The following is a 26,996-nucleotide window of genomic DNA, read 5'->3' on the forward strand; positions in this document are numbered from 1 at the left end:
GATGGTCGGGAAATTCGAGCGCCGCAAGGACACCGTCCAGGAGTTGACGGAAAGTGCAGCCAACCACGTCGGCTCCATCGCGATGATCATCGCCGGGGCAGTTCGAGACGTGACGCGCGAGATCGGTGACTGGGTGTCCGACGGTATCGAGATGCGTGAAGCGGCGAAAAAGGCTGCGGCTGACGATCGTTCGGAATCCGTGACTATCGAACACGACGACACCGATCCACCTGAAGACTGGCGTTGATCCTACTGCGCCGCACCCGTTCGGCGTGACCGACGACGTTGCCCTCCGTCCTTTGTGGCGGAGGGCAACGTCGGTTTCACGGACTGCATACCGATCAATGGCGGTGAATCAACCTTCGATCAGCGGGAGATGCTAAGCAGCGCTCCCGAGACTCGCCGAGTCGAAGCTGCCGAGCCCGGTGCTACCGAGACCGCTGCTGCCGACCCCGCCCAAAGCGAGCGCGTTGCTGCTGCCCGCGCTCAGTAGCTGGACGATGATGTTGATGACGATAGGGTCGCCGGTGAGCGGGATTGTAGGCACAGGGAGACCTGCTTTCTGTTTCGAGATGTGGTGAGAATGTGAGCGGCAACGGGATCGTCGACGTAGTCGGGACGGCTTTTTCAGGCACTTCCGGTGCTGCCGAGCGACACGATCGAGCCGTTGCCGAAGCCGAGTGCCCTGGAGAGCGAGCCGAAGTCGATAACCAGGCTGCCCTGGGTGTGCGGGTTTATCACGGTGATTCCTGTCTGCGCCGCGACGTTGTGGTGCGAGCGGGTAAGTCGATCAGGGAGCAGGCGTCGTGGGAGTTTCGCCGCCGCCGATCGGAGAGTTGTTCGTGTAGAGGAAGCTGCTGCCCGCGTTGAACATCTGAAGGACGGTGTTCAAGACGACGGCCAAAGCGCCTGTGGTTGGTGCGGCGATCATGTGCTGGCTCCTGGTTTCAGCGGTGGCGACATGGTGGTCACCGTGGTCACCGCCCTCACAGTGTCAGGCGGCTTGGAGCGGGCCCCGTGCGAGAGAATCTCGCACAGGGCCCGCGATTCGTCCTAGGAGACGCCGCCGCCATCCGTCGAGCCCGTGCCGGTGCTGCCCGCGTTGAAGAGCTGCAGGATGGTGTCGAAGAAGGCACCGAGGAGAGCGTTGTCCTGGCCGTTGATCATGTGGTTCCCCTTAATTGTTACTGGTTTGCGCGGTGATTCGCACCACACTTTTATAGCCCGGCTCGGTGCGGAAAAGTGGGGTCGAGGCCACCATTCGTGGAGAGCTAATAGTGAGGGTGTGAGTGTTCACACTTTCGCTGGACGGTTGTCCACATCAGTGCTGGCGAAAGAAAGCGAGATCATCGCGGCGCGCAGTTTGAGCAGCTCAGAGGGCAGAGCCGGATCCAATCCGGTCAGGGCGGCGATGCGCTTGATCCGGTTGTCGACGGTGTTCGTGTGCAGGCCCAGTGCTGACGCGGTGCGCTGGCGATGCTGGCCGTTGGCGAGATGTATGGACAGTGTCTGCAGCAGTTCCGGGTTGCCGTGGAGTGGCTTGAGTAGGTTGATCAAGCTGTCGCGGCCTGCGCCGCTCCGCGTCAGTTGGTACTCGAGCGCGAGGTCCTCCATCCGGTATGACCGCGCCGGCAGTCTCAGGCGCCGCACGATTTGCGCCAATTCATGTGTGGTTGCCTGGGCGGCGGCGATGTCTCCGACGGCGGCACTCTCGCCGATGGCAGTGATCTCCACGCCGACCGTCGCACGCGCATTTTGGATGATCTCGCACACCGATTTCCAGTCGGGTGTGCCCTCGATCAGGACCAGGCCGCGTTGCGGTGCAGGCGCTTCGAGCAGCGCCGAGCCGAAGTGGGCCGCGATCTTTGCCTGAACCACCGTGAGATCGCGATAGGCATGTATGCGCTGGTGCGTGCCGTTGCGGGCCCCTGTTCGCGTGGGCGGCAGGTTCACCATCAGTCGTAGGACGAGATAGCGGGGTGCGAGTTCAATGCCCATCTGGAGCGCGAGTTGGGTGGGATCGTCGCCGTCCAGCATGGCTTTCACGAGGGCGCCGGCGGAGTATTCGCCGAGTTGGGAACCGGCCGGAAGAGCCGCGAGATAGCTGATCGAGATGAACGAGTGAAGCCGCTGCGCCAGTGCAAACAAGAACTCGTTGAGATCTCCGAGATTGGCGGAGTCCCCGGCGTCGGCCCGACTGAGGATGAGGGTGCGAAAAGTGCTGATGCCCTCGTTCGTCAAGCTGAGAATTGCGCTGAGTGGCACGCCTTTCAGTGCCTGCTGGACGGTCATGGTGTGAATGCCGTCCAGGTCTTGGTCGGTGGGGAGTTTGCGGTGATCCAATAGCTGGATCCCTACTTGAAGCCCCTGCACGATTACCGCGATCAGCTCCCGACGTACTGCCTCCGTTTGGAGGGAAGTCAACGTCGGGTTGGCACGGGACAAGTGATCTACGAGATCGCTTGCCAGTGGGATGACGTCATTGACCGCTGTGGAGGCGGGCTTGCCTCCCAACATGAGCGGTCCCGGGTTGTTCAGCAGCGCTGGGGACATGGGTGGCCTCCTCTAGACAGATGCGTCGCGCGGCACAGGCACCCCGAGGCTCGGCGCGTTACGAAGCGGGGTACACGCTGAGGCCATGTTCGGGGGCATACTCGCCGCTGAAATCTGCGGATCGAATTGCGCCAGGCGTTGTGATTTCTACCACATGAACGAATGTCCAACTATGAAATGGACAAATGTGAAGATAAGTCCATATGCCCCACGCGTCGCCGAACTAAACAATCGTCCATTTATGATGTTTTTCGACGTCAAAGCGGAAACGGATTCGGAGGACACCGCAAGTTCCGTCTGGGATCATTGCCGTCGCCAACGGCGTTCGTCGCGGGCGATTTGCTCAGATCATGGTCGAGGGCCCTGGGTCCGACGCTGTCGCGGACCCAGGGCCCTCGAGGCCTAGGTGTTGATTCGACCAGTCCGACGTACGGGGACCGGTTCAGGGTGGAGGCAACCTTTTTGTGCTGCCGTCTGTGTTGCGAAATCTCTAGATGACGCCCAGCGAAATCATGGCGTCGGCGACCTTCACGAAGCCGGCGATATTGGCGCCGTGAACGTAGTCGCCCGGCTTGCCGTACTCGGCAGCGGTGTTGATGGTGCGCTTGTGGATACCGCGCATGATTCCGGCAAGGCGCTCGTCGGTGTACTCGAAGCTCCAGGAATCACGCGAAGCGTTCTGCTGCATTTCGAGAGCAGAGGTTGCAACGCCACCGGCGTTGGCTGCCTTGCCGGGGGCGAAGGCCACGTTCGCGTCACGGAAGAGCTGGATTCCGCCGGGGGTGGTGGGCATGTTCGCGCCCTCGGCAACGGCCTGAACGCCGTTGGCGATCAAGCTCTTTGCGGCATCTTCGTCGAGCTCGTTCTGAGTCGCGCAGGGGAGCGCGACGTCGCACGGCACGTCCCAGATGGACCCGTCGGCGACGAACTCGGCGTGCGGAACTGCATCGGCGTACTCGCTGATGCGGCCGCGGCGAACTTCCTTGATCTCCTTGAGGAGGTCGAGATCGATGCCCTTCTTGTCCACGATGTATCCCGAGGAATCCGAGCAGGCGATTGCGACGCCGCCGAGCTGGTGAATCTTCTGGATGGCGTAGATGGCGACATTGCCGGATCCGGAGATCACGACGTTCTTGCCTTCGAGGCATTCACCCTTCGCCTTGAGCATTTCGGCGACGAAGTACGCGACGCCGTAGCCGGTGGCCTCGGTGCGAACCTGCGATCCGCCCCAGGTGATGCCCTTGCCGGTGAGGACGCCCGACTCGTACGTGTTGGTCAGCCGCTTGTACTGGCCGAACAGGTAGCCGACCTCGCGACCGCCGACGCCGATGTCACCGGCCGGAACGTCGGTGTATTCACCGATGTGGCGCTGCAGTTCGGTCATGAAGGACTGACAGAAGCGCATGACCTCAGCGTCGGAGCGGCCCTTCGGGTCGAAGTCCGAGCCGCCCTTACCGCCGCCGATGGGAAGGCCGGTGAGGGAGTTCTTGAAGATCTGTTCGAAGCCGAGGAATTTTACGATGCCGAGATTGACGCTGGGGTGGAAGCGCAGGCCGCCCTTGTAGGGGCCGAGTGCACTGTTGTACTGCACTCGGAAGCCGCGGTTGACATGAACACTGCCCTGGTCGTCGGTCCACGGCACGCGGAAGATGATCTGGCGTTCCGGCTCGCAGAGCCGCTCGATGAGTCCGGCGTCGGCGTAGCGAGGGTGACGTTCGAGCACTACGTGAAGAGACTCGAAGACCTCTGCGGCGGCCTGATGAAACTCGGGCTCTCCTGCATTGCGAACCAAAACCTGATCGTAAATCTGCGCTACGCGGTCACGTACGGACACCGCTCACCTACCTCGTTGTGAGAACTCTTTTACATTTCCGTTACATACTAGGCGCCCTTATTGCTGTATCGGACAACTGTCGTGTGAAGGTGAAATCGGACACAGCTGTCACTTGTGTCAGTTGAACGGGCGATTTATAACAATTTGCTCAGCTTTCACTCTCTTAACACAATCCAAGTGGTTTGCTTCTGCGGTCGGGGATCACTGTGCCTGTGGTCCGAACGCGATTCGAAATGATCAGAGGGGCTGCACGTGCGTAAAAAACACTCCATGTCGGCGATGTTGTCGATAGGCGTCGTCACGATTGCCGCGACGATTGCCGCAGCACCGTCCGCGTCGGCGATCGGTGGACCGTGTGGTTCGGGAGGAAGTGGTTCCGCCGGATCGATGACGGGTTCGCTCGGATCACTCGGCAGTGGTTCAGCCGGTACGGGATCCCTCGCCAACGCGTTGCCTTGGATCACCGGCGCCCCCAACGGCGCTCTGCCGGTGCTGACCGGCCGGACCAAGGCGATCGAAATGGTCACTGGCCCAGGCAGTCCCAACAACACCATCGAGCGGTTCAACGTGTCGGGAACCGACCTCGGAATCATGTGGGACAACGGCCTTTCTGGGCCGGATCACGACGTGTTGATGGCCTTCGGCGATACAGTGGGCGACTGCGACACCCCGGGCGACGACTGGCGCAGCAACGTGTTGTTCCGCAGCAACGACACCGCCATCGCCGACGGCATGAAGATCGACAGTTCTCCTTTGGATGGCCCCAATCATTCCAAGGAGATCGTTCCGGGATTCGGCATTCCGGGCGAGTTCACCACCATCCCGACCGCTGGAATCTCTTACGGCGGTGTGCAGTACATCAGATTCATGTCCGTTCGGTCGTGGGACGAACCCGGAGCCTGGACCACCAACTACTCGGCTCTGGCGTTCTCTACGGACAACGGCGAGAACTGGGAACTCGAGCCGGCGACGGTTCGCGCCAATACAGAAGGACTCGGTATTCCGGGGATTCCGGCAGTATCGCCGATCAATTCCAACTTCCAGCAGAGCGCCTTCCTCGACGGTCGGGACGGCTACATTTACGAATACGGAACTCCCTCAGGCCGTTTCGGCAAGGCGATCCTGGCGCGAGTGGCCGGCGCAGACATCAGAAACCTCGGCGCCTACGAATACTGGGACGGCTCCGATTGGAGTCCGCGAGATACCGATGCCGTTCAGGTCATCAAGGCACCGGTCAGTGAACTCGCAGTGCAGTGGAACGACTACCTGAACAAGTACGTTGCCATGTACACCAGCGCCGAGGGCAACCTTGTGATCCGTCAGGCCGACCAACCGCAAGGCCCGTGGAGCGGTACGCAAACTCTGCTGAGCGGAATCACTTTGCCTGCGTTGTACGGCGGATTCATGCACCCGTGGGCGAGCGGTCAGTTCCTCGAATTCGTCGCCACCACGTGGGACCGTTACAACGTCATCTACATGCGGACCGATTTGAACGGACTCCAGATGGCGTCGTCGGATTCCCGCGATCGTCCGGACCCCGCGACCACCGGTGAGGCTCGCGTCCTCGAAGTCACGATGCCGGAAAACCGCTAGCCCGAACAACGCTCAACAACTGTGGCCTGCAACTCGATCGAGTTGCAGGCCACAGTTCTGTGGGCGTTGATATTCGGGTGATGCTCAGAGAATGAAGAGCATTTCCTGATACGTCGGGAGTGGCCAGTGATCGTCGGCGACGATGGTTTCAAGGTAGTCGGCTGCGGCGCGCACCTCGGCCATCGCGGGCAGGAGTGCGTCCTGTGCGTGCTTGGCCTGATTGAATGGTGACTCGCCGGCATCGGCGTCGATGGCGGCGCGCAGGGCAGCGAGCGCAGTTCGCAGGGCCGCAACGGGTGCCGACACTTCTTCGAGTGGAGCAGAATCCGGTTCGAGGCCGGCGGACTTCAGCGCGACGAAGTTTTGAGCAACTTCCGTCTGGTGGCGCACTGCCGCCGGAAGGATAAGCGTCGTACCGATTTCGGCGGCCAGGCGTGCTTCGACTCCGATGCTCAGTGCGTACTGTTCGAGTCCGACCTCGTAGCGGCTGTGCATCTCTCGGTGGTTGAAGACCTTGTACTTCTCGAAGAGCTCCATCGAGGACTCGGTGATCAGTTCGGGCAGGGCGTCCAGCGTCGTGCGAAGGTTCGGCAGGCCGCGAGACTCGGCCTCGATCTGCCAGTTCTCGGAGTAACCGTCGCCGTTGAAAACAACCGCGCCGTGATTGGTGATGATTTCGGTGAGCAGATTCTGGACGGCGGTGTCGAAATCGGCACCGTCGGCGACTGCCGCCTCCAGTTCGGTGGCCATGTAGTCGAGAGCCTCGGCCATGATCGTGTTGATGGTGACCATCGGACCGTTGACTGTTTGCATCGATCCCGGCGCGCGGAACTCGAAACGGTTGCCGGTGAAGGCAAATGGGCTGGTGCGGTTGCGGTCGCCCGGGTCGGTCGGCAAGACAGGAAGGGTGTCGGCGCCGATCATCATGGTGCCCTTGTCCTTCGACGACGTCGCCGCACCCTTGGCAATCTGCTCGAAGACGTCGGCAAGCTGATCGCCGAGGAAGATCGAGATGATCGCCGGGGGAGCCTCGTTGGCGCCGAGACGGTGATCGTTGGTGGCCGATGCGACCGACGCGCGGAGGAGTCCCACGTACTTGTGGACGGCCCGGATGACAGCGGCACAGAATACGAGGAACTGGGCATTGTCATGCGGATTGTCGCCGGGGACAAGCAAACTGCCGAGTTCGGAGTTGCCCAGAGAGAAGTTCACGTGCTTGCCGGAGCCGTTGACACCTTCGAACGGCTTCTCGTGGAAGAGGCATTCCATGCCGTGCTTCTTGGCGATGGTTTTGAAGGTGGTCATCAGCAACTGCTGGTGGTCGGCGGCAATGTTCCCGCGCTCGAACATCGGGGCGATTTCGAACTGACCGGGCGCAACCTCGTTGTGCCGCGTCTTGGCGGGGATACCAAGTTTGAACAGTTCACGCTCGGTGTCCATCATGAATCCGAGCACACGTTCCGGAATCGCCCCGAAGTAGTGGTCGTCGAACTCCTGGCCCTTGGGCGGCTTTGCGCCGAAGAGTGTTCGGCCGGCGTTGAGGAGGTCGGGGCGGGCGAGGAAGAAGTGTCGATCGATCAGGAAGTACTCCTGCTCGGGACCGCAGAACGACACGATGTGCTCGGGGTCGGTGTGGCCGAACAACTTCAGGATTCGTTCGGCGTGGTAACCCATCGCCTGCTGTGAACGCAGCAGGGGAGTCTTGTGGTCGAGCGCTTCGCCGGTCATCGAGACGAACACGGTCGGGATACACAGTGTGTTGCCGTTGGGGTTTTCGAGAACGTAGGCCGGGCTGGTGACATCCCAGCCGGTGTATCCGCGAGCCTCGAACGTGTTGCGCAGTCCGCCGTTCGGGAAACTCGAAGCGTCTGGTTCACCTTGGATCAAGGTCTTGCCGGCGAACTCCGCCAGTGCACTGCCGTCACCGACCGGTTCGAGGAAGCTGTCGTGCTTCTCGGCCGTCAACCCCGTCAGCGGATAGAAGACGTGGGCGTAGTGGGTCGCGCCCTTCTCCAGTGCCCAGTCCTTCATAGCGGATGCGACTGCGTCGGCGACCATGGGATCGAGCGGTTTGCCTTGCTCGATCGTCGCCATCACCGATTTGTAGACGAGCTTGGGCAGTCGCTTCTGCATGACCACCTTGTTGAAGACGTTGGCACCGAACACTTCACCGGGCGTTTCATCGGTCGTGAAACTGACCACCGGAGGTGTGTAGGCCTCGACGTCCTTGATCGCTTGCAAGCGAACTGCATTTCCACTCATGTACTTACCCCTCGCCCGGGCCCAGGGCTGCGCTGCTGATTGCGAGCCCGACTTCGGCAAACCCTACGAACCTCCGGTATCGGGGGTGTTTCGTAGATATTGCGCCTGTCCGCAAACTTCGAGTCACAACGGAAATGTCGATCTGTCGTAGGTTTACGGCACACTACGATCCGACGGGCTAATGCGGGACAGTCGAATCGGAGAGTGTTTGTGATCAGGGTTTTGGTGCCAACCTCGGTGGAGCAGACCGACCTCGCAGAAGTACTTCGGTTGTACGACGAACTTGTCACCGAGACCCGAAAAGAGGCCGGCTGCATCAACTACGAGTTATTGCAGCGCACTGACAATCCGTGTGAGTTCGTCCTGGCAGAGGAGTGGGAATCGCAGGAGCACCTCGACGCCCACACCCATACCGAGCACTTCGTCAGGTTGGTCGCGGCGCTGGACAAGCTCGAGACAGCAGCGCCGGCGCAGATCTACACGAAGGTTCTGTAGCGGCGAGGTCAGACCTCAGTGTCTACCATCATTCAGGCCGGAGCGAGCGTGCCGTCCAATTTGGGGGCCACGGTGCCGCAGTGAAAGCAGTGGGTTCGTCGAGGAATCGCACCCCGTGTCTTCCGTCGTGAAAAGAAGTTCGAATCGAATGACAGGCGGCTGTGACGTCGACTGCGAGAGAGCCGTCGACCGCCGATAGCACCCATGTGTCGAATTCTTCGAGCAGTACAGCGAACCCCCTGTCGCATCCGTCGCAGGCGCAGTCGGGAATGGAAGCCATCGCCACAGCCGGGTTGCCCGCGGCGATCGTGACATTGAATGGATGGGCGCTGTCGACCGGAGTGTGCGTCGTCAGCACGAGCGGAACCGCACCGTCACTTGAAGGCGCCAAAACGGTGTCGACCCCGCCGGATTCCAATGGACGGAGCGCCCACCGCACATTCGATGCCTCTCGTGCCCAGACGCGATCAAGAAGAACCCTTGTCCACGCTCGAGCTCTTGCCACCACGATCAGGAATTTCTCGGGATCGGTAGAACGCTCGTACGAGTCCTTGCCGGGTTGGGTGTCGCCGCTGAACGGGCTCAGCCACCCTGGTGTCTGTGCGCCCGTGATGGCGAATGCGGCAGCGACGTCATCGAGTAGGTCGCACAGTTCTCGAGAGAGCGTGGAATCGTCTTCGCTCCAGCCATTTTCGCGGGCGGAGAGGACATCGTTGTTGTAAGTCTCCCACCACGGCGTCGGCGGGTCCGTATTCATGACGGCGACATGACAAGCAGGTCCGAAAATCAGTCGCCGATATATCCGGTCTCTGGGTTGATCTGGCTGAGGAAGTCGCGGATCGACGCGTGGTGTTCCTCGATGGTTTCGCGCTGAATTTCGTTGGATGGGCTGCTCGCTCGGTCGAGAACACTGTAGTAGGAGACACGCTGAAAACTGGAAAGCCCGTACCCATCATTCGGCCCAGATTTCCAATTCTTAGTCGCACGCGCCCGGTTCCCCGGGGCGGAGCGTCACCGTGAAGATTTCTCCATCGACTTCCAGCGTGAGTGGCCCATCATCTGCAATCGGACGGCTTTCACCTGTCGACTCGTCCTGTCCCTCGAACTTCATGTGTCGACCCTGTCACAAGGGATGCGCTACAACGGTTGGTCGGGTCCGGTCAACGACGCGGGACCGGCCGTCGGTTGGTGTGCGCCGGTGAACCGCTCGACAACGGATACAACGACGATCGCGAGTGCCAGGATTCCAACGGTCCGGGCGAGTGACTTCAGCGTCTTCGGGAGTGCCTTCTTCATGCGAGGCAGATTACTGCGGGCGGCTCGCGATTTATGGCCTACGTTTCGGACCGTATCGCGATCGCTCTGCCGGGAAGTCGCTCATCCATGCAGTGTGACCATCCGTATTGCAAATCTTGTGGTGCCCCCGGCAGGATTCGAACCTGCGACCAGGTATTGGCGGAGCAAACCATGATGGTTTCGTTGCCGCCGCTATTCCTCTCGTCAGGCAGGCGTAGACGGCGCGTGATCGTCGAACTCATCGCTCTTGGCGGCATGCTTGGCGCGAAGGGCCTCGAGTTGGGCAGACTTGGCCGCGGCCATGCGTTCGCGGGTAGCGGCGGTACGAGCCGGAGCCGGAGCGGGGTCGACGAGGTCGGCGTCGAGGTCGGGGGAGGACGCCCCGGGAGGCGCGGGGACCTCGACGGTGCGCATCGCCTGGCCCAGCAAGATGAACGGGAGGATGAAGACCCAGAGGAAGATTCGGTACTCGCCACTGTGGAAGAACACAGCCAGGTAGATGCCGTAGCTCAGGAACGCGGTGCCGATGAGACCGTTGACAACGCGGCGGCCGGGGTGCAGTTCGGAGGTCACCAGCGCCAAAACGATCACGCCGATTCCGCTGACGAACAGCGCCGTCACATAGAAGCCGAACACGTATTGCCTTTCACGATCGACACGACCGGGTTTACCCCGTTGGTACTCGTGGTGCAGAACGTCCGCGCGAGGCCAATTGCAGTCTCGTCGTCATACTCACCGGTGAGGCTCTGATTCTCGAGGCTCGACAAGAACAATGCATCGCCAGTGAGCGGCTCCGCTTCTGCCTTTCCCGAGTCGCCCGAACCGCAACCAGTCAGCACCAATCCTGCAAAGGCCGGTACCTCCACGAGTGTCTTGTACATGGGGGTATCCAACCAGACAAACCGGACGGTTGTTAATCGGTGAGCGAAGTGCCGTCCAAATGACCCGCAAACCCGAAGTCGTGTCGGGCCGAAACCACCCGCACTTCAGCGAACTCACCCCTGGGGAGTGACACCCGGTAGGCGAGCGGTTGCGGCGGCGCTTGAGTCCGACATCAAACCGCCGCACCGCTGGTATTGCCGCTCGTATGGACGGTCAACCCCCGACCTAGGAAGCACACGGGCCGGGGGTTCGTCGATCGTCATCCGCATTGAGCACACAACACGGCGACCCACTATCGGTGCCGAGCCGCCCCCTCATGACTCACCCCGCACTTCCAAGGTAAGCCGCCCGCCGACACATCGCTCGACGTAGCGAAATTTTGTAATGCGTTTGCAATCCAAATACTTTGGGTAAAAGGTTTGAAGGTCGGGACACGCGGATCCGAGAGTGACTACGGACCTTGGATCGCACGACTTAGGCACCCGGTGGTTGAGCACACAGCCGTCGGGAGCTGCCTGTTGGTTTTCGCCGACATGGCTAGGCATCCAATCCATTACGGGATTCGGGACCTCGCATGTCATGTCAACATTCCGGAGGCTTCAACGGACCTTTCCGCTGCCCTGCAGGCGACCCGCCGGTCATACACGGCGATGTCATTCCGGCGGGCCAAACGGTAGTGCCCTCGCCGCTCGGGCTGTAAACCCGAAGCGACCCGCCGAGGTGTATGCGCGTTCACCCCGACGGGTCGGCGCGCCTGAACTGTCGGGACCGACGCGCTCGGATTGGCCCATCAGGCGACCGGCCAGGGTCGAAGCCGGTGAGTCAATGTGTGTCGAATTGGTAGAAGGCGCGACATTCCGTGATCGCTCGCCCGGCGAATTCGACACCTCGAACATATTCCGCAAGGGCGAATCAATCGTGCAGATTGCGCAGAAATCCACCTAATGGTCGAGACGGCCCTCACCTCGCTGCACACAACGGCTGGGATCGGGTAGTCCGGGGCTGGCGTTGGGGACCCGGCCTGGCCATGTTGTGACCGGGTCCCGTCGAACGCCACCCGTGTTGAGCACACAACACGCATGACCAACCACATGTCGGATTCGACCCCTCGATTGAATCCGACTCATCGAACGTATTCGGCAAGCATCAGGCAAACACGCAAATCGGACAGAAATCCACCAAACGAACGAAGGAGACCCCCCGACCTCGATGGGAGATTGGGAGGGCAATTCAATCCGTTGGCGATCCAGGCTCCTTATCTCGCATCCGGCGACAGTGGCCCCGCCGAGGTAGTAACAAGGCGGGACCACCGCGCTTGGCATGTCAACATCCGTGAAGGGTCAACAGCCATCACGCAGAGTACAGAACCGGACGAACGTTTTCTTTCTGGCGATTTGCGCATGATTGGTGCAGTTAAAGCGTGCGCGCAAATCGAACAAGAATTGCGGAGCCCGGCTGGTCTTCCCTAACCGTCCGGACTCCGCGAAACCGATGCTACCGTCTATCGAACGTGTGTGCGAACCTTTCGGTATGCCGTCCGCTGAACGATCCCCGCAACGCTGCCCCAATGGGCATCCGTTGGCGGCCAACACATTGTCTCGTCGGACGGGAAGTCTGCGGCTGCAAGACAGCGCACAACGGTGGGCATCGAACCTGCTACTGCCGCCGATGCGGCAAGACTATCCGGACGCCCGAGTGTGTCGGCGCCAGTCCGCAGAAGTCGCGATGGACTAGCTCCCGGCCATCTCGATGATGCCGATCTTGAACTGAGGAACCGTCAACTTGTAGTCCGCAGTCGACGTGTACGAATACTCGCCATCGACAATAACGAACATTTTCACTTCGTCATCCCTAACGAACGGCTTCAGTGTGGCAGGGTCGCCAACCATGTGAGCCGACTCGTAGTTACCGATACCGAGCGCGGAGGTTCCGACATCCGCGAGGAACTGTCCGGGACCGGTTGCACTGTCGAACTGCGCAACCGATCCATAGAGGATGATGCGCTGGCCAGCGTGTGCTCGCATGTCCTTCAGGATCAGCGCCAGCTCCCGCTCGTCGACCTCCTTGTAGGTCGATGCATCTGCGAGGTTCGGTTCGATCTTTGGCGGCGTCGTCTCGGAAGCGGTGTTCTTCGTTGTCGACGACGGGCTTGTGACGATCGATAGTCCGACGATGATCACGATCAGCCCACCGAGTACGGCAAGGATCGGTATCAGCACCTTGCCTTTCTTCTTCGGCGGTTGCCCACCGAAGGGAACCGGCTGCCCTGGCTGCGAGTGCTGGGTCCACTGGTTGCCGTCCCAGTAGCGCATAGCCGCGAGATTTTGAGGATCTGGATACCAACCGGGCTGTGAGTTCATCGTCGCGTCCTTACTCGGCCCCGTGGCGGGGAAGTGTCAGCAATACATACCAGACAGTCGGGACGGCGGACGCGTTGCATGTCGGACGCGGGTAGTGATTCCGGGATTCAATTAGCGCATGATCCATAGGGATGAATGCGACTGCGCATCTGACCGCAATGGCGGATACCGGACGCAATTCTGCCGAAGGTGTAGTGAGACGATCTGGACGCCTGAGCGCGCCGGCGGGCGTCCGTAGAAATCTCGGCGGGCTAGCTGAACAAATTCTCCCAGGGTGACGACATTCCGGCCTGCGCGCGCGCACGTCGGCGATCTGCACGCCGCTGCTTACGGGCAGCTCGACTCTCCACCGTGTTCTCTCGATACAAGACGTAGAGGCCGATCGCGAGCGCGAAATAGGGCCACGCGCCGTACCCGCCGAAGAAGAGTAAGACGATGCCGATCGCGAGAAGTGTGGTGCCAATCGGTTTCACTGCGAATCCAATCAGGATCGTCGAAGACTAAATGTAGGTCGGCTTGACGATCCGGCCGCCCAATTGTGCCTTCACGTCCGTGCATGTGTTCGTGGCTTTCGTATCGCCACAGTTGATCATCCACTTCGAACCGACCAGCAATCCGTATTCCATTTTGACCGGCTCGAAGGCCCCCACAAAGCTTGCGATGTTCTCCTCTTGCAGATCATCGGAGGTGAAGATTGATAGAACCATCTCGTGTCCGTCGATGGTGCAACGACCCGCGTCGGCCGAGTATTTCGTCGATTTGTCCTTTGTGAAGTTCTCGCAGGTGATTCCGGCGGCAGTTAGTCATCTGCGATGGCCTGTGGGGAGTCGTATTGCTGAGTCCCCGACCGGGCCTTGAAGTCCTCTGCGTCGCCCGATGAACATCCGGTGGCAAGTAGGACCGCTCCAATGGCTGCAACCGCGGCGAAGGTCTTCTTCATGTCAGTATCAAACCAGACGGACAGTACGTAACGACCATTCGAACCCTTACTCGGTTGGTGCGCTGTCCAGCGCCTGCAATCTCCGACTTGTATCGGAGTCGGCGCAATCAAACCGATCGGGCGTGCAGGTTGATCGGCTCCGGCCGGCCCCTAGCCCCATCCTGACTCCGCGCTTACTCCGCGCTTTGGTCGAAATAACTCGACATTTCTCGACCTATGTCGAATTGGCGCTGGCTTTTCGGTGCAGGTCAGATGAATATCGTGACCTGCGAGAAGGCAAAGAAAAGTGCCCCCGGCAGGATTCGAACCTGCGACCAAGAGATTAGAAGGCTCTTGCTCTATCCCCTGAGCTACGGAGGCGCGTGGAACATCATACTCGAGGGTTCGGGATGTGACGCGCGCCGCCCAACTCCGACGCGTTGTCGTAGTCGGTTCGCGAAGGTCCTACCCTTGAGGTATGGCTACACCCGACCTCGCGCCGACAGATTCCCCACCGGAGTCCACACCGCACAGCGGTGCACCCGCTTCTTCGACCGCCATATTTGTGGTCAGTGGACTCATCGCAGGGCTCACCGCAGCCATTGTGGTGGGATTCTCGGCGTCGCAGGCGCTGACACTTCTGGGCATCCCGGATCCAGGTCCGATCACCACGTACGGCCTGCCCGCGATGCGCGCAGTGGGGGAGATCGCCGCGGTCATTGCGATCGGCTCACTGCTGCTGGCCGCGTTCTTCGTGCCGCCGCAGAAGTCGGGCGTCCTCGACGTCGATGGCTATCGAGCAGTCCGAACCGCCTCGCAGGCCGCCATCGTGTGGGCGATCTGTTCGTTCATGATGGTGCCTCTGACGCTCTCTGACACGTCGGGTCAGCCATTTGCCGAAGCCGTCAAACCGGCGAACCTCTGGTCGGGACTTGATCAGGTCGAGATCGCCGGCGCTTGGCGTTGGACGGCCATCATCGCGGTCGTTCTGGCGATCCTGGCCCGACTGACACTGCGCTGGTGGTGGACTCCGCTCCTGCTGCTGATCGGTCTCCTCGGGCTGATGCCGCTCGCTCTCACCGGTCACTCCTCTTCGGGCGGCTCGCATGACATCGCCACCAACAGCCTGATCCTGCACCTCGTGGCCGCTTCGCTCTGGGCCGGCGGCTTATTCGCGTTATTGGCACACGCCCGACGCGGTGGCGATTACACCGACGTGGCCGCCCGACGCTTTTCGACGGTCGCATCCATCTGCTTCGTCGTCATGGGATTCAGCGGCGTCATCAATGCGATTGTCCGTCTGCCTCTCGACGACGTTTTCACCACGACGTATGGCCGCTTGATCGTCGCCAAAACCGTTGCACTGATCATCCTCGGGTTCTTCGGTTGGGCTCAGCGGAGTCGGGCGCTGCCGGCATTGGCCGAGAACCCGAAGAGTCGCTCTGCACTGATTCGGTTTGCCGGCGCTGAAGGGATCGTGATGGCGGCGACCATCGGGCTCGCGATCGGCCTCGGTCGTACCCCGCCGCCCCCGCCGCTGACCATTCCCTCGATCCCCGAGGTCGAACTCGGCTACAACCTTCCCGACCCGCCGTCGTTCATGGCGTTCGTGACGGATTGGCGATTCGACCTCATGTTCGGCACCGCTGCCGTTGCTGCGGCGATTCTTTACGGCATCGGCCTGCGTAAGTTGGCCAAGCGAGGAGATTCCTGGCCCGTCGGCCGAACCATCGCCTGGATGAGCGGTTGTGCGGTGCTCTTGATCGCCACGTCGTCGGGCGTCGGCAAGTACGCGCCGGCAGTCTTCAGCGTTCACATGGGTGCGCACATGGCGCTGTCGATGTTGGGCCCTGTCCTGCTTGTTCTGGGTGCGCCGATCACCCTGGCGCTGCGAGCACTCGATCCGGCAGGCAAGGACGGCGTCCCAGGCATTCGCGAGTGGATTCTGACCGCGCTGCACAGCCCGTTCTCGCGCTTCATCACCCACCCGATCGTGGCGGCAGTTCTCTTTGTCGGCGGCTTCTACGCGCTCTACCTCGGCGGAATCTACGGTGCGACGGTCGACTCGCACAGCGCTCACCTGCTGATGAATCTGCACTTCATCCTGAGCGGCTATCTCTTCTACTGGGTGGCGATCGGAATCGACCCGTCACCGCGTCAATTGCAGCCGGTGACCAAGCTGGCGATGGTTTTCGGCTCGCTTCCGTTCCACGCGTTCTTCGGCGTGGCATTGATGAGCACCACCGCTGTGATGGGCGGCGCGTACTTCCGTTCGCTCGGCCTCGGTTGGAACAACGACCTGATCGGCGATCAGCAATTGGGCGGCAGCATCGCCTGGGCGACCGGCGAGATTCCGCTCATGGTGGTCATGCTCGCGCTTCTGGTGCAGTGGTCGCGCAGCGATGGTAGGACGGCGCGCCGAACCGACCGTGCGGCCGAGCGTGACCACGACGCCGACCTCGCCGCGCACAACGCGATGTTCGCTGAATTGGCCAGGCGGGACCGCGAGGGTTGGAAGCCCAGTGAGACTGCTGACGCGGAGACTCCCGGTGTGGACACTGCGGACCAGATATCCGGCAACAAGAAATCCGACGAATCCTCGACTAGCAGCTAGCTCCGACACTGCCCGGGCCGTTTGGCTCGGGCAGTGCTGTTTCTCCACAGCTGTCCCGCCGATGTACAGGTGGAAATCGAAATCCCGAGCTACGTGTTTGTCGTTCCATAATCGAAACTGCCGACGCAATGATCGGCCCCGCGGCAGTTGGCGGGTTCTGGAGTTCGAAGGGGGATCGGACATGTACGAAACGCATGCAACCGTTGTCGGCACGGTCATCACCAATCCGGTGAAGCGGCAGACCACCAATGGTGAAGAGGTGCTGAGCTTTCGGATGGCGAGCAACACGCGTCGCAAAGACGCGGTGACGGGGGAGTGGACGGACGGAGCGACCCTGTATCTCACGGTCAGCTGCTGGCGGCGGTTGGTCACCGGCGTCGGCGCATCGATCATGAAGGGTGATCCGGTGATGGTGGCGGGGGAGTTGCGCACCAACGAATACACGACCAAAGAGGGTGTGCCTCGTTCCGATCTCGAGCTACGGGCGACGGCAGTAGGCGCCGACCTTGCTCGTTGCATCTCGAAGATCGAGCGTCAGAGCAAGCCGACGTCAGCGGAGAACACGGAGAACGCCGAGGATGCAGTCGACACCGTCGCTGCTTGAGAACTCAGACCGAGGGTTTCGGGTAGTCGCGGGGCCGAGAGCAATCGTGCCCCGCGTCCACTCGCTCGAGGAGTTCGGTGAGAGTTGTTCGCTCCGACTCGTCGAGGTCGTCGAATACATCGGAGGATTCGCGTCGTTGAGCTTTCGCGACGTCCGCAGCCAGGGCAGCGCCGGCGCCGGTCAACTCGAGCAGTACTGCTCGCCGATCGTTCGGGTCGGGAGTGCGGCGCACCCATCCGGCATCTTCGAGGGAATCCACGACGTCGGTCGCCGACCGCGGAACTATGCGCAATCGCTCGGCAAGAAAACCGAGTCGAACCGGTTCGCCCACTCGGGTCAGCACTCGCAGCGCTCGGCTTTGCGACGGCGAGAGGCCGAATGGTTCCAGCGCTGCCACTTGGCGTCGGCGGATGAGCCGTGCCACGGACATCACGACATCGGTGAGTTCGCGCTCTCGGGAATGCATGGCGCCATTCTAGCGTTGTTGGTGTCAGCCTCATAGTGAGGTAACCTCATCAAAATGAAACTAGGGTGAGAGAGCCTCCAGGAGGTAAACGTGAAACCAGATCACATGCGAAACATCGAACGATCCGCTGTCGAGATCACTCCGGCGGAATCTGTACCGGCAAAGCGCGTACTCGGACTGTTCGCGCCGTATCGAACTCAGATCGCCATCGTCACCGCGGTCATCACACTCAGCGCGATCGTCGCGTTGGGCAGTCCGCTGCTCCTACGCGAAATGCTCGACAAGGCGATCCCGGACAAGAACCTCGGACTCGTCAGCGTTCTGGCCATCGGCATGATTGCCATTGCCGTGATCACGAGCTGTCTCGGCGTGGCGCAAACCTGGATGTCCAACAGCATCGGCCAGAAACTGATGCACCAATTGCGCGTGCGGGTCTACTCGCATCTGCAAAATCAGTCGCTCGGATTCTTCGCTCGAACCCGAACCGGGGAAGTTCAGTCGCGCATTGCCAACGATATCGGCGGTATGCAGTCGGTGGTCACCAACACGGCAACGTCCATCGCGCAGAATGCAACGACCGTGGCAGCCACCATTGTTGCTCTGTTCCTTCTGGATTGGCGACTCGCCATCTTCTCGCTGGCAATCTTGCCGGTGTTCATCCGTATCGCACGCAAGATCGGTGACGAGCGCCGAAAGATCTCGGGCAAGCGGCAGAAGCTGCTCAGTGATCTGTCGGTCCAGGTAGAGGAATCCCTTTCCGTCAGTGGCATTCTCCTCGGCAAGACGACCGGCGCGAAGTCGGCTTTGACGGATCGATTCACCGAGCGTTCAGCGGAAGTCGCGGACGTCGAACTTCGGGCCATGATGGCCGGCAAGTGGCGCATGGCGACCATGTCGATCACCTTCGCGGCCATGCCTGCATTGGTCTACTGGTTTGCCGGTTTCACTCTCGATCACGGCAATACCATCACCGTCGGCACCCTCGTTGCATTCACTACGCTGCAAACACAATTGTTCCGGCCCACCATGATGCTCCTCAACACGGGCGTCGAGGTGCAGAGCTCCATGGCTCTGTTCAGTCGCGTGTTCGAGTACCTGGATCTGCCGATCGACATCGCGGATCCGGAAGAGTCGAAGAGCTTCGACCGCACGAAGATGTCCGGTGAACTTCGGTTCGACCACGTCGACTTCTCGTACCCGGGAACCGACAGCAAGACTCTGGACAACATCGACCTCACGGTCCCGGCAGGCGGAACCTTGGCGCTGGTCGGTTCCACCGGCTCGGGCAAGACCACTCTCGGATATTTGGCCGCACGTCTGTACGACCCGACGGCGGGATCGGTGAGGATCGACGACGTCGATCTGCGGGACCTTGATCTGGCGACGGTCTCCGACCTGGTGGGCGTGGTGTCGCAGGAGACGTACCTCTTCCACACGACAATTCGTGAGAACCTTCGGTTCGCGAAACCCGACGCCACCGACGCCGAGATCGAGCAGGCAGCGCGCATCGCGCAGATTCACGAGTTCATCTCCGGTCTCGACGACGGTTACGACACCATGGTCGGAGAGCGCGGCTACCGATTCTCCGGTGGTGAGAAGCAGCGCATCGCGATCGCGCGCACAGTCCTGCGGAATCCTCCGATCCTCGTCCTCGACGAGGCGACGAGCGCCTTGGATAACCGCACCGAACGTGCGCTGCAGGACGCGCTCGACGAACTGATGGTCGGACGCACCACTCTTGTTGTAGCGCACAGGCTTTCCACGGTTCGGGATGCGGATCTCATCGCGGTCCTCGACCAGGGCGTCGTTGTGGAAAAGGGTACCCACGACGAACTGGTGCAACAAGGCGGGCGGTACGCGCAGCTGCTTACGGCTTCAGGTAGCGACGCAGTCGAACTGCCTGCGGAATTGCAGACCGTCTGAGTGTGAGAAATGTCGACCGTTCCACTTCCGTAAGTTTCTAGAACATGTTCTACTTTAGTGGTCGTTGGTCGAATATCGGTGGAGGCGGAAAGATCATGGGTCAGGTTCTGGACAACATTTCACAGTTCGCCGACGAGATCCGCGCCGACGGAGTCGAGGGCGACAAGCTGATGCGCTTGACGGACGGCAGCGCGAAGCGTCTGCGCGACTCCGGTGTCATCCGGATGTTCCAGCCGAAGGAGTTCGGTGGGCTCGAGGCGCATCCGCGTGAATTCGCCGAGACGGCAATGGCTATCGGTGCGATGGACGGTGCCACCGGCTGGGTCAGCGGCATCGTCGGGGTCCATCCGTGGGAGCTCGCGTTCTTCGACCGCAAGGCTCAGGAAGAGGTGTGGGGAACCGATCCCGATACGTGGATGGCGTCGCCGTATGCGCCGATGGGTGTTGCGAGGCCCGTCGAGGGTGGGTACATCCTCAACGGCCGCTGGTCGTTCTCCTCGGGTACCGATCACTGTGACTGGATCATGATCGGCGCGATGGTCGGTGACGAGTCCGGCAAGCCGCTGATGCCGCCGAAGCACCTGCACGTGCTGTTGCCGCGCTCCGATTACGACATCGACCAGGACAGCTGGAACGTCGTCGGCCTGCGCGGAACGGGTTCGAAGGATCTGATCGTCAAGGACGCATTCCTGCCCACCTACCGCACGATCGACGCCGGAAAGGTGTACGACGGGACGGCGTGGAAGGAAGCGGGCCGTACGGAGACGTTGTACAAGTTCCCGTTCTCGTGCATTTTCCCGTTGGGGATCACCTCGTCGTTGATCGGTATCGCGGAAGGTGCGTTGGCGTGCAACATGGCGGCGCAGCGTGAGCGGGTGACGGTCAGTGGTGTTCCGATCAAGGAGGATCCGTACGTGCTCTTCGCGATCGGTGAGGCGGCTGCCGAGATCGCTGCTTCTCGGGCAGCGATCTTGGAGACGGTGGATCGTTTCTGGGACATGACCGAGAAGGGTCAGGAAGTTTCGTTCGAGCTTCGTGCGATCGGTCGGCGTACGCAGACTGCTGCGGCGTGGCGTGCGGTGCGGGCGGTGGACGAGATCTTTGCTCGTTCCGGTGGTGGCGCGTTGCAGTTGAGCACGCCGATGCAGCGGTTCTGGCGTGATGCCCATGCCGGTTTGGCGCACGCGATCCATGTGCCCGGTTCCATTTTCCATGCGTCGACGCTCTCGCAGCTCGGTGGCGAACCGCAGGGCATCCACCGGGCAATGATCTGAGCCGTCCGGGGGACTCTCGGAAGTGTCCCAATCACGGTTTTCGTGGGGGTCGATAAGCATGTCGGTGAATCTGGTCGGTGACCTCGGACTGTCCGCAGAACCCGCATCTGAGTGACAGCCAACGCGCAATGTGGGTTATAGGACAAACACCGATAGGCTGGCGGTCATGGCTGAGTTCATTTACACGATGTTGTTGTAGACCCTACGCACAATGTGAATCCATTGTCAATGGTAGAGGGCGTATTTGCAGTTGATAGCCCATTTTGTGCTCACGAGAGTGTGCGCGTTTGCGGCACGTTCGGCGTGCAAAGTTTGTTTCGGTCGGGGGATATGTGGGAGTCCCCCGCACCCGATACACTCCTCGAATGGGATCGATACAGCGCCGCACGTACGCCGAGGGGAAGCCGCCCCGGTACATTGCGCGGACGCGTGTCGGCGGCAAGGAAATCTCGAAGAGCTTCGCGAAGCAGAAAGAAGCCCGTGACTGGATCCGGGATCGCGAAGGACTCAAGCCAACTGGCGCACGCGTAGACAATCAGATGCTCAGCAAAATCCTCGAAGCCCACATTGAACAATCTGCAACCGAGTCAACTCGGGCAGTACGCACGCATCTTGCCGCGAACCTCGGTGATCTTGAGTTCAAAAAGCTAGGCGACATCGACGCCGACGATGTTCGGGGATGGCGAGCAGTCCTTGCGAATGGGCGTCCGTGGGTTGATGGTCGGCCGCTGTCGAACAGTTCGATCCGTACGCTCACTGGGACCTTGTCGGCTGTGTTCAATGATGCAGTAGCCCAAGGCCAGATCGTTAGAAATCCGGTGACTGCGGTGCGTCGAAAAGGGACCGCGAATCAGGCTGTCGAGCCCCATCAGATCCTATTGCTCGATGAGATTCGAGCGCTGATGGCTGCGGCTGATGAACCATTCGTAACAATGCTTGAGTTCGGTGCGACAAGTGGTCTGCGAGCTGGTGAGCTTGCCGGATTGCGTGTCCGTTCGATCGATTTCGAACGTCAAGTCGTGGACGTAACCGAGCAGGCTGACGGACATCACACCGCGTTTGGTTGGCGACCCCTGAAGTCGGAGAAGTCTCGGCGAACGATCCCGCTGCCGGATTCCACGATTCGAGCCATCGAGGCGCATCTCGAATCTCATCCGGACTACGGCCCGAGCACGCCGCTGTTTCGTGCCACTCAGGGCGGTCAATGGTCGAGCGCGCACATTGCGAAAGTGTGGCGAGCAGTGGCTTCGGAGGCTGGCGTTGAGAATCACTCCTGGCATTCGTTACGTCACTTCTTTGCGTCCGCGTTGATCGCGTCAGGTGCTTCGGTGACGACGGTTCAGCAGAGGTTGGGTCATGCATCGCCAATGGTGACGTTGGCGGTTTATTCACATCTGTGGCCAGGGGAGGACGAGAAGACCCGCGCTGTGTTCGATGGTCTGCTTTGAGTGCAGGGATTGCATTGAACTAAGTCACTGACCTAACTCAGGTGTCCCAATTGGCGCACCTCGTCTATGTCGGTTGCTTCCCGGAGCGCTCACTGCAAGTAGCTCTGGCCCGGCCGCCCCAGAGCTACTTTGCGCCGATTCCCGACACCCTGGGAATGCTCCCGACTATGTCGCCTGGATCCGTGGCGGGCGCTTGAGCTCTGCTACAGCGGGTGCTTAGCGGGTGCTAGCGCTTTGCTACAGAAGGTGCTTGGAACCCTGGTCTATCACCGCCCGACGACAAGCCAGTGTGTGGCCTGAGTTTGGCTGTGGGATTCCGCGTCTACCTGCGGTGATGGCGTTTTTGTCCCGGTGGGAATTCTCGGGGAGTCCCCGCATGTGTCCCCAGGGGACATGTTGTTGCGGCAGTCTGTTGCAAGTTGTCGCAAAGGGCCGTCGCAGGCAGGCCCGTGGCGAATTATTGAGAGTCTCGGAGATCCGATGTAGATCACCGCAGGGGACTCGGAGGGATACGCCGGGGGCTCGGAGGAGTCCTGTGGGGAGAGCGAATCATCGCAGGTCAGCCAGCCTGTGACTCGGCATGCACTTGGTTCTGTAACGCACGTGTAGCGCCGCTACATGTGGTTATCGTGGCAGGTAGGCGCGGTATTGCTCGGCATGAACTGTCACCGCGCCGGCATAGGTTCGGCAACAGCGAGGATGGGGTGGCAAATTTACGACCCCGGGGGGTGGCAAATTTACGACCCCGGGGGGTGGCAAATTTGGGGTACAAACAAGAACCACTACTAAACAAGATCCATTAGTAACTATGGGCCCACACGAGGTGGGCGACCAGGTGACGATCTTGAAGAGATGAAAAGCGGCATGGGCGGGATGAGGCACACGATCGTGATGTGCAAAACGCCGATCGGATTTATCGGATCCGATACAAGCCTCAACTGACCTGCATCCTTAGTGGATCTGACTCACAACATCTCGCGTTATGTGTTTCTGTCGGCCACGAGGGCTACGCTTGCGGTAGAACGGAACAACGTGTACCATGCCGATTGAGCAGACTCGTCGGGGCGACATCTAACAGTCCCGCACCGCAGCTCATTCTTGTGACGCAACGCCCGCACAATGCGGATTTCGTTGCGTCATTCTCCGTGCCGATTTGTCGGCTACAGCTCTGCCCGCTGCCAGGTGGGGGATCCTTGTCAATTTCACAGCGTCAGATCTATCGCTGCATGCCATCAAGGCGTGTGGCGCGTACGTGCATTTTCAACTCGATCGAGTGCAATCGATCGTCAACTACCTGGAAAAGGAGGCTATCAGCCTATGGACTTTTTGGACAATCTGGCAGCCGCGATGGGCTGGACCAGGCATGAAGTTCTTGAGTCCCTTGGCGAACTCGAGAAGTCTCACGCCATCACCACAATTCGATCTGAAGATGACGTTGCCGGCGTTTGGCTTAACGCGCTCGGGGCGGCGGTGAAATTTGACTAGCGCCGACATGTTCGCGCGGATCCCCTTCTCAGTGATCAAGATGGCCGGCGTCCAAGGCGACGGAACGAAAGGGTTTGGCTACAAAGCTCTTTCGCTGTACGCGGTGATGGCAATGCATGCCGATTTCGAGACGGGCGAGTTCTATGCGAAGCGTGAGACGTTGGCGGCTGAGATGGGCCTCAAGGGCGGAGACGCCATCGACAAAGCATCAAGTGCACTCGTCGCGGCTGGACTGCTCACTGTCCGACACCAGTGGAAGGACGGCGGCAACCCGCCGTCCTTCTCGTTCACGAAGGACGATCGGTTCAGCACCCAGGCAGCCAACCATTACACGCTGCATTGGACGCCGCACTCGACGGAACGGCCACCCAAGGCGGAGCGAGAACCGCTGCCCGACTGGCTGGATCCGAACGATGATGAGGCTGTGCTCGCCTGGATCGATGAGGTCGTCGGTGGCATTGATGATGAGTCGACTGTCTTGGGGATCCTGGCGACCGGGACTTACTCGCCTCGGTTCGCGGTGCAGGTTGCTCTTGAGTCTGCTCGGAAGCTGAAACGCGAAGGGCCAAGGTCTCTGGCGAGTCCGGGAGGTTCAGCCTCTAGAGGTGATCTGGGCGGGTGGTAGCCCAGCAGCCAACGGATCTCGACGGAACCCATAACCGGCGAAAGTTGCCAGCAGTTGAAGTGCGCAAATTGCGCACCAGAACAGGAGGAAGAATGGCAGAGACAACGTTTATAACTGTGAAGGACCTTTCGATGCGATGGGTGATCTCCGAACGAAGAGTCCGTGACCTCGCGGCGTGCGGTGAAGTTCCCGCGATGCGGATCGGAAAGTTGTGGCGTTTCAACGTGGACAAGATCGTGGCGTGGGAGAGGGCAAACGCGTAACCGCACTTACCGCTGAACAGATTTGTGCCTTCGAATAGGAATATTTTGTCTAAACTTGAACGCCCCCAGGTGGATCCACGCATCGCCGAACTACTCGCTGCCGCTCCACCCCTCACTGAGGAACGGTGGAGTCGACTAGCTGCACTCTTCCGCGCAGGAACCGGCGAATCTTGACGTAAACCGGTGTGAGACATGCAGATGCAATGATCTAAGTACTACTGGTTTGAACCAGAAAACATCACAGCCAGGCCGCCACTGAGACCGATTTCAGAGGTGGCCATCTTCATGCCCAAAACTGCCACACCACCCACAGAGAAAGGCACGCCAACGCGTGAACGAGAACCATGAACGAGATACCTGGATGACGCGGTACGAGGCAGCTGAACGCCTCTCCAGATCGACACGAACCATCACAAAATGGGCGACCGACAACAAGCTGGAATCCAAAGGCGAAGGCCGCTATGCGAAGTGGCGACACTCCGACCTTCTGCGGATCAAACTACAGAGCGAGGCCAACAAGGCGAGTGGACTGTTCACTTCGCAACGACGCCCCGAAGGCGCAGGCCGGCCGAAACCGTGCCCTGCAAACGACTTTGACTACTGACTACATGGAAGCTTCACCAAAATCTCGAAGGAGACACATGAGTATCGTTGGAGTCCACCCGTATGCGGACAAGTTTCCGATGTTGTCGGATGGCGAGTTGGATGAGCTTGCGGAGTCGATCAAGACCGTCGGCTTGCTCCATCCGCTGACAGTCACCAATGGCGGCCTGTTGTTGGATGGCCGCAATCGTTTGGAGGCGTGTAATCGGGCTGGTATCGAGGCTCGAACCGAGGTGTACGCCGGCGATGATTTCGCCGAGTTCGTCATCGCCTGCAATGTGGGTCGTCGTCACATGTCAACTGGTGCGAGGGCGATGAGTACGGCATTAGTATTGGCCGCCGATGGACGCAGGAAAGATAATGGACGATGGGAACGCCACTCAGTTCATATTGGAGAATCTTCCAATATAGATCTCTGGCGCAAGGCATTGAACCAGGCCGGCGTTGTCCTCGACTTCGCGCCTGACCTTGCTTCTGAAGTGGTTGACGGCACCCTGGCTCTCGATGCGGCATTCAAACGTGCCTGTGAGAATCGGGATTACGAGACCTCGCTCCTCGAGGAAGAGAAGCGCGCCGAGCAGCGTGAGACCGATGCGCGCACGTTCCTCGAAGCCAAAGCGCCCGACTATCTGACAGGCAATGAAGCGCCGTCTGTCTCAAAAGCTCGCTGGGAAGCGGACTTCAAAAGGGAGGCCGCGACGGCTCGACGTGAAGCTGAGGAAGCCGAACGCGCCGCCAAAGCCGAACGCGACATTCGCTACAGCCTGTACACCGGCTGCGCGCAATCCATCCTCCCGCTCGCAGCGAAACGCAACATCCCAGCTGCAGAATTCATGGACGGATTCAATGCTAAGGAGCTGGCCGACCTGAACGCATCCGCATACACCGCCGACAAAATTGAGGGCGCGATCAGCTTCCTCAGCGACCTCCTGGAGTGGACAAAGAAATGAACCAAGACCTCAACAAGTTCTTCAATGAGACTGTCGCCCAACTGGCAAACGACGCCGACGGCATCGACGAGACACACCTATGGTCGTCGGTCGAAGCAGACTTCCGATCCAAAGTTGCAGCAGGCTATTTTCCCAACCTAGACCCGATCGCCCAAATGGTAAGGGCGCAACAGAAACGGTGGGTCGACTACTCGCGGAGCACGTTTAACCGGAACCTGGCGGAACTAGTTCAACTATTGAAGCAAGCGGGAGAAGGGCTTTGGGGTTCCGCCTCGAAGCACCTAGAGCTTCCGGTGCGCGTCAACGGGGTGATCATCCCGACGGGGAGCTTGACCGCAGAGGACCTGCTCCACCTGTTGGAAAATCGTCGCGGCAATCTTCAGAAGCAGCAAGGCGCATTCGACAACTCGGAGAACTCAACGGCATATCTGGTCGACGCGATGTCGATAACTGGTTCCCGGGTTCTCAGTGGGGTATTCCTTGACTCCATGGCAGTCGCGGCATAAACCGGCTCGGGCGACCGGACCGTAAACTTTAGTTGTAGCTG

At 60.3% G+C, this 26,996-nt stretch carries 25 protein-coding genes and 1 tRNA gene; 13 read left to right on the forward strand and 13 right to left on the reverse strand.

Annotation, left to right across the window (positions count from 1 at the left end; translation table 11 throughout):
• Position 1 precedes the first annotated feature (1 nt).
• Positions 2-247: a hypothetical protein gene (locus QM716_RS10145; RefSeq protein WP_283304040.1), complete on the forward strand. Its 246-nt coding sequence runs from the start codon at positions 2-4 to the stop codon at positions 245-247.
• A gap of 132 nt (positions 248-379) precedes the next feature.
• Here QM716_RS10145 and QM716_RS10150 read toward each other — a convergent pair whose 3' ends face one another.
• From QM716_RS10150 to gdhA, 4 genes are all read right to left on the reverse strand, one after another.
• Complete coding sequence (locus QM716_RS10150; protein ID WP_003945367.1) at positions 380-547, reverse strand: hypothetical protein; 168 nt, start codon at positions 545-547, stop codon at positions 380-382.
• Positions 548-790: 243 nt separating this feature from the next.
• Entirely contained in the window at positions 791-931 is a 141-nt protein-coding gene (locus QM716_RS10155) for a hypothetical protein (RefSeq protein WP_283304041.1), read from the reverse strand.
• Positions 932-1,293: 362 nt separating this feature from the next.
• Positions 1,294-2,553 (reverse strand): PucR family transcriptional regulator, encoded by a 1,260-nt coding sequence (locus QM716_RS10160; RefSeq protein ID WP_283304042.1) that lies wholly within the window; start codon positions 2,551-2,553, stop codon positions 1,294-1,296.
• A 490-nt stretch (positions 2,554-3,043) separates the two neighbouring features.
• Positions 3,044-4,387, reverse strand: coding sequence for an NADP-specific glutamate dehydrogenase (gene gdhA, locus QM716_RS10165; RefSeq protein WP_283304043.1), 1,344 nt, complete (start codon positions 4,385-4,387; stop codon positions 3,044-3,046).
• Positions 4,388-4,657: 270 nt separating this feature from the next.
• On the opposite strand from gdhA, the gene QM716_RS10170 reads away from it, so the two are divergent.
• Complete coding sequence (locus tag QM716_RS10170) at positions 4,658-5,980, forward strand: glycoside hydrolase family 183 protein (protein ID WP_283304044.1); 1,323 nt, start codon at positions 4,658-4,660, stop codon at positions 5,978-5,980.
• Between the two features lie 84 nt (positions 5,981-6,064).
• On the opposite strand, the gene QM716_RS10175 is transcribed toward QM716_RS10170, so the two are convergent.
• Positions 6,065-8,242 (reverse strand): glutamine synthetase III family protein, encoded by a 2,178-nt coding sequence (locus tag QM716_RS10175; protein ID WP_283304045.1) that lies wholly within the window; start codon positions 8,240-8,242, stop codon positions 6,065-6,067.
• Positions 8,243-8,479: 237 nt separating this feature from the next.
• Here QM716_RS10175 and QM716_RS10180 point away from each other — a divergent pair, with 237 nt between their 5' ends.
• Positions 8,480-8,737 carry a putative quinol monooxygenase gene (locus QM716_RS10180; RefSeq protein ID WP_283304046.1) on the forward strand — a complete coding sequence of 86 codons (258 nt, stop codon included), beginning with the start codon at positions 8,480-8,482 and terminating at the stop codon, positions 8,735-8,737.
• 28 nt (positions 8,738-8,765) lie between these two features.
• Here the strand turns inward: QM716_RS10180 and QM716_RS10185 are convergent, their stop codons facing one another.
• The 7 genes from QM716_RS10185 to QM716_RS10215 form a co-directional block, all read right to left on the reverse strand.
• On the reverse strand, positions 8,766-9,494 hold the full coding sequence (locus tag QM716_RS10185) for a DUF6226 family protein (RefSeq protein WP_283304047.1): 729 nt from the start codon (positions 9,492-9,494) through the stop codon (positions 8,766-8,768).
• Positions 9,495-9,874: 380 nt separating this feature from the next.
• On the reverse strand, positions 9,875-10,033 hold the full coding sequence (locus QM716_RS10190; protein WP_283304048.1) for a hypothetical protein: 159 nt from the start codon (positions 10,031-10,033) through the stop codon (positions 9,875-9,877).
• Between the two features lie 204 nt (positions 10,034-10,237).
• The gene (locus tag QM716_RS10195) at positions 10,238-10,669 is read right to left on the reverse strand and encodes a hypothetical protein (RefSeq protein ID WP_283304049.1); all 432 of its coding nucleotides are present in this window, start codon (positions 10,667-10,669) and stop codon (positions 10,238-10,240) included.
• Positions 10,670-12,645: 1,976 nt separating this feature from the next.
• Positions 12,646-13,275, reverse strand: a complete 630-nt coding sequence (locus QM716_RS10200) for a DUF2510 domain-containing protein (RefSeq protein WP_283304050.1) — start codon at positions 13,273-13,275, stop codon at positions 12,646-12,648.
• A 251-nt stretch (positions 13,276-13,526) separates the two neighbouring features.
• Positions 13,527-13,748, reverse strand: a complete 222-nt coding sequence (locus QM716_RS10205) for a hypothetical protein (protein ID WP_283304051.1) — start codon at positions 13,746-13,748, stop codon at positions 13,527-13,529.
• Positions 13,749-13,775: 27 nt separating this feature from the next.
• The gene (locus QM716_RS10210) at positions 13,776-13,982 is read right to left on the reverse strand and encodes a hypothetical protein (RefSeq protein ID WP_283304052.1); all 207 of its coding nucleotides are present in this window, start codon (positions 13,980-13,982) and stop codon (positions 13,776-13,778) included.
• A gap of 520 nt (positions 13,983-14,502) precedes the next feature.
• A tRNA-Arg gene (locus tag QM716_RS10215) sits at positions 14,503-14,575 on the reverse strand.
• Between the two features lie 97 nt (positions 14,576-14,672).
• Here QM716_RS10215 and QM716_RS10220 point away from each other — a divergent pair.
• A complete protein-coding gene (locus tag QM716_RS10220; RefSeq protein ID WP_283304053.1) occupies positions 14,673-16,808 on the forward strand; it encodes a bifunctional copper resistance protein CopD/cytochrome c oxidase assembly protein in 2,136 nt (711 codons plus the stop codon).
• Positions 16,809-16,989: 181 nt separating this feature from the next.
• On the forward strand, positions 16,990-17,412 hold the full coding sequence (ssb, locus tag QM716_RS10225) for a single-stranded DNA-binding protein (RefSeq protein WP_283304054.1): 423 nt from the start codon (positions 16,990-16,992) through the stop codon (positions 17,410-17,412).
• 4 nt (positions 17,413-17,416) lie between these two features.
• Here the strand turns inward: ssb and QM716_RS10230 are convergent, their stop codons facing one another.
• On the reverse strand, positions 17,417-17,878 hold the full coding sequence (locus QM716_RS10230) for a MarR family winged helix-turn-helix transcriptional regulator (protein WP_283304055.1): 462 nt from the start codon (positions 17,876-17,878) through the stop codon (positions 17,417-17,419).
• A gap of 105 nt (positions 17,879-17,983) precedes the next feature.
• On the opposite strand from QM716_RS10230, the gene QM716_RS10235 reads away from it, so the two are divergent.
• From QM716_RS10235 to QM716_RS10270, 8 genes are all read left to right on the forward strand, one after another.
• On the forward strand, positions 17,984-19,801 hold the full coding sequence (locus tag QM716_RS10235; RefSeq protein ID WP_283304460.1) for an ABC transporter ATP-binding protein: 1,818 nt from the start codon (positions 17,984-17,986) through the stop codon (positions 19,799-19,801).
• Between the two features lie 95 nt (positions 19,802-19,896).
• Positions 19,897-21,075, forward strand: coding sequence for an acyl-CoA dehydrogenase family protein (locus QM716_RS10240; RefSeq protein ID WP_214514246.1), 1,179 nt, complete (start codon positions 19,897-19,899; stop codon positions 21,073-21,075).
• Between the two features lie 539 nt (positions 21,076-21,614).
• Positions 21,615-22,523, forward strand: a complete 909-nt coding sequence (locus QM716_RS10245; protein ID WP_283304461.1) for a tyrosine-type recombinase/integrase — start codon at positions 21,615-21,617, stop codon at positions 22,521-22,523.
• 1,317 nt (positions 22,524-23,840) lie between these two features.
• Positions 23,841-24,008 (forward strand): hypothetical protein, encoded by a 168-nt coding sequence (locus tag QM716_RS10250; protein WP_283304056.1) that lies wholly within the window; start codon positions 23,841-23,843, stop codon positions 24,006-24,008.
• A gap of 31 nt (positions 24,009-24,039) precedes the next feature.
• A complete protein-coding gene (locus tag QM716_RS10255) occupies positions 24,040-24,633 on the forward strand; it encodes a hypothetical protein (protein WP_283304057.1) in 594 nt (197 codons plus the stop codon).
• Positions 24,634-24,725: 92 nt separating this feature from the next.
• On the forward strand, positions 24,726-24,896 hold the full coding sequence (locus QM716_RS10260; protein ID WP_283304058.1) for a helix-turn-helix domain-containing protein: 171 nt from the start codon (positions 24,726-24,728) through the stop codon (positions 24,894-24,896).
• 641 nt (positions 24,897-25,537) lie between these two features.
• Positions 25,538-26,449 (forward strand): ParB N-terminal domain-containing protein, encoded by a 912-nt coding sequence (locus tag QM716_RS10265; RefSeq protein WP_283304059.1) that lies wholly within the window; start codon positions 25,538-25,540, stop codon positions 26,447-26,449.
• Positions 26,446-26,955, forward strand: coding sequence for a hypothetical protein (locus QM716_RS10270; protein ID WP_283304060.1), 510 nt, complete (start codon positions 26,446-26,448; stop codon positions 26,953-26,955). The genes QM716_RS10265 and QM716_RS10270 overlap by 4 nt, the downstream gene beginning before the upstream one ends.
• Positions 26,956-26,996: the final 41 nt, after the last annotated feature.

It is taken from the genome of Rhodococcus sp. IEGM 1409 (assembly GCF_030056735.1).
Classification (GTDB): Bacteria; Actinomycetota; Actinomycetes; order Mycobacteriales; family Mycobacteriaceae; genus Rhodococcus_F.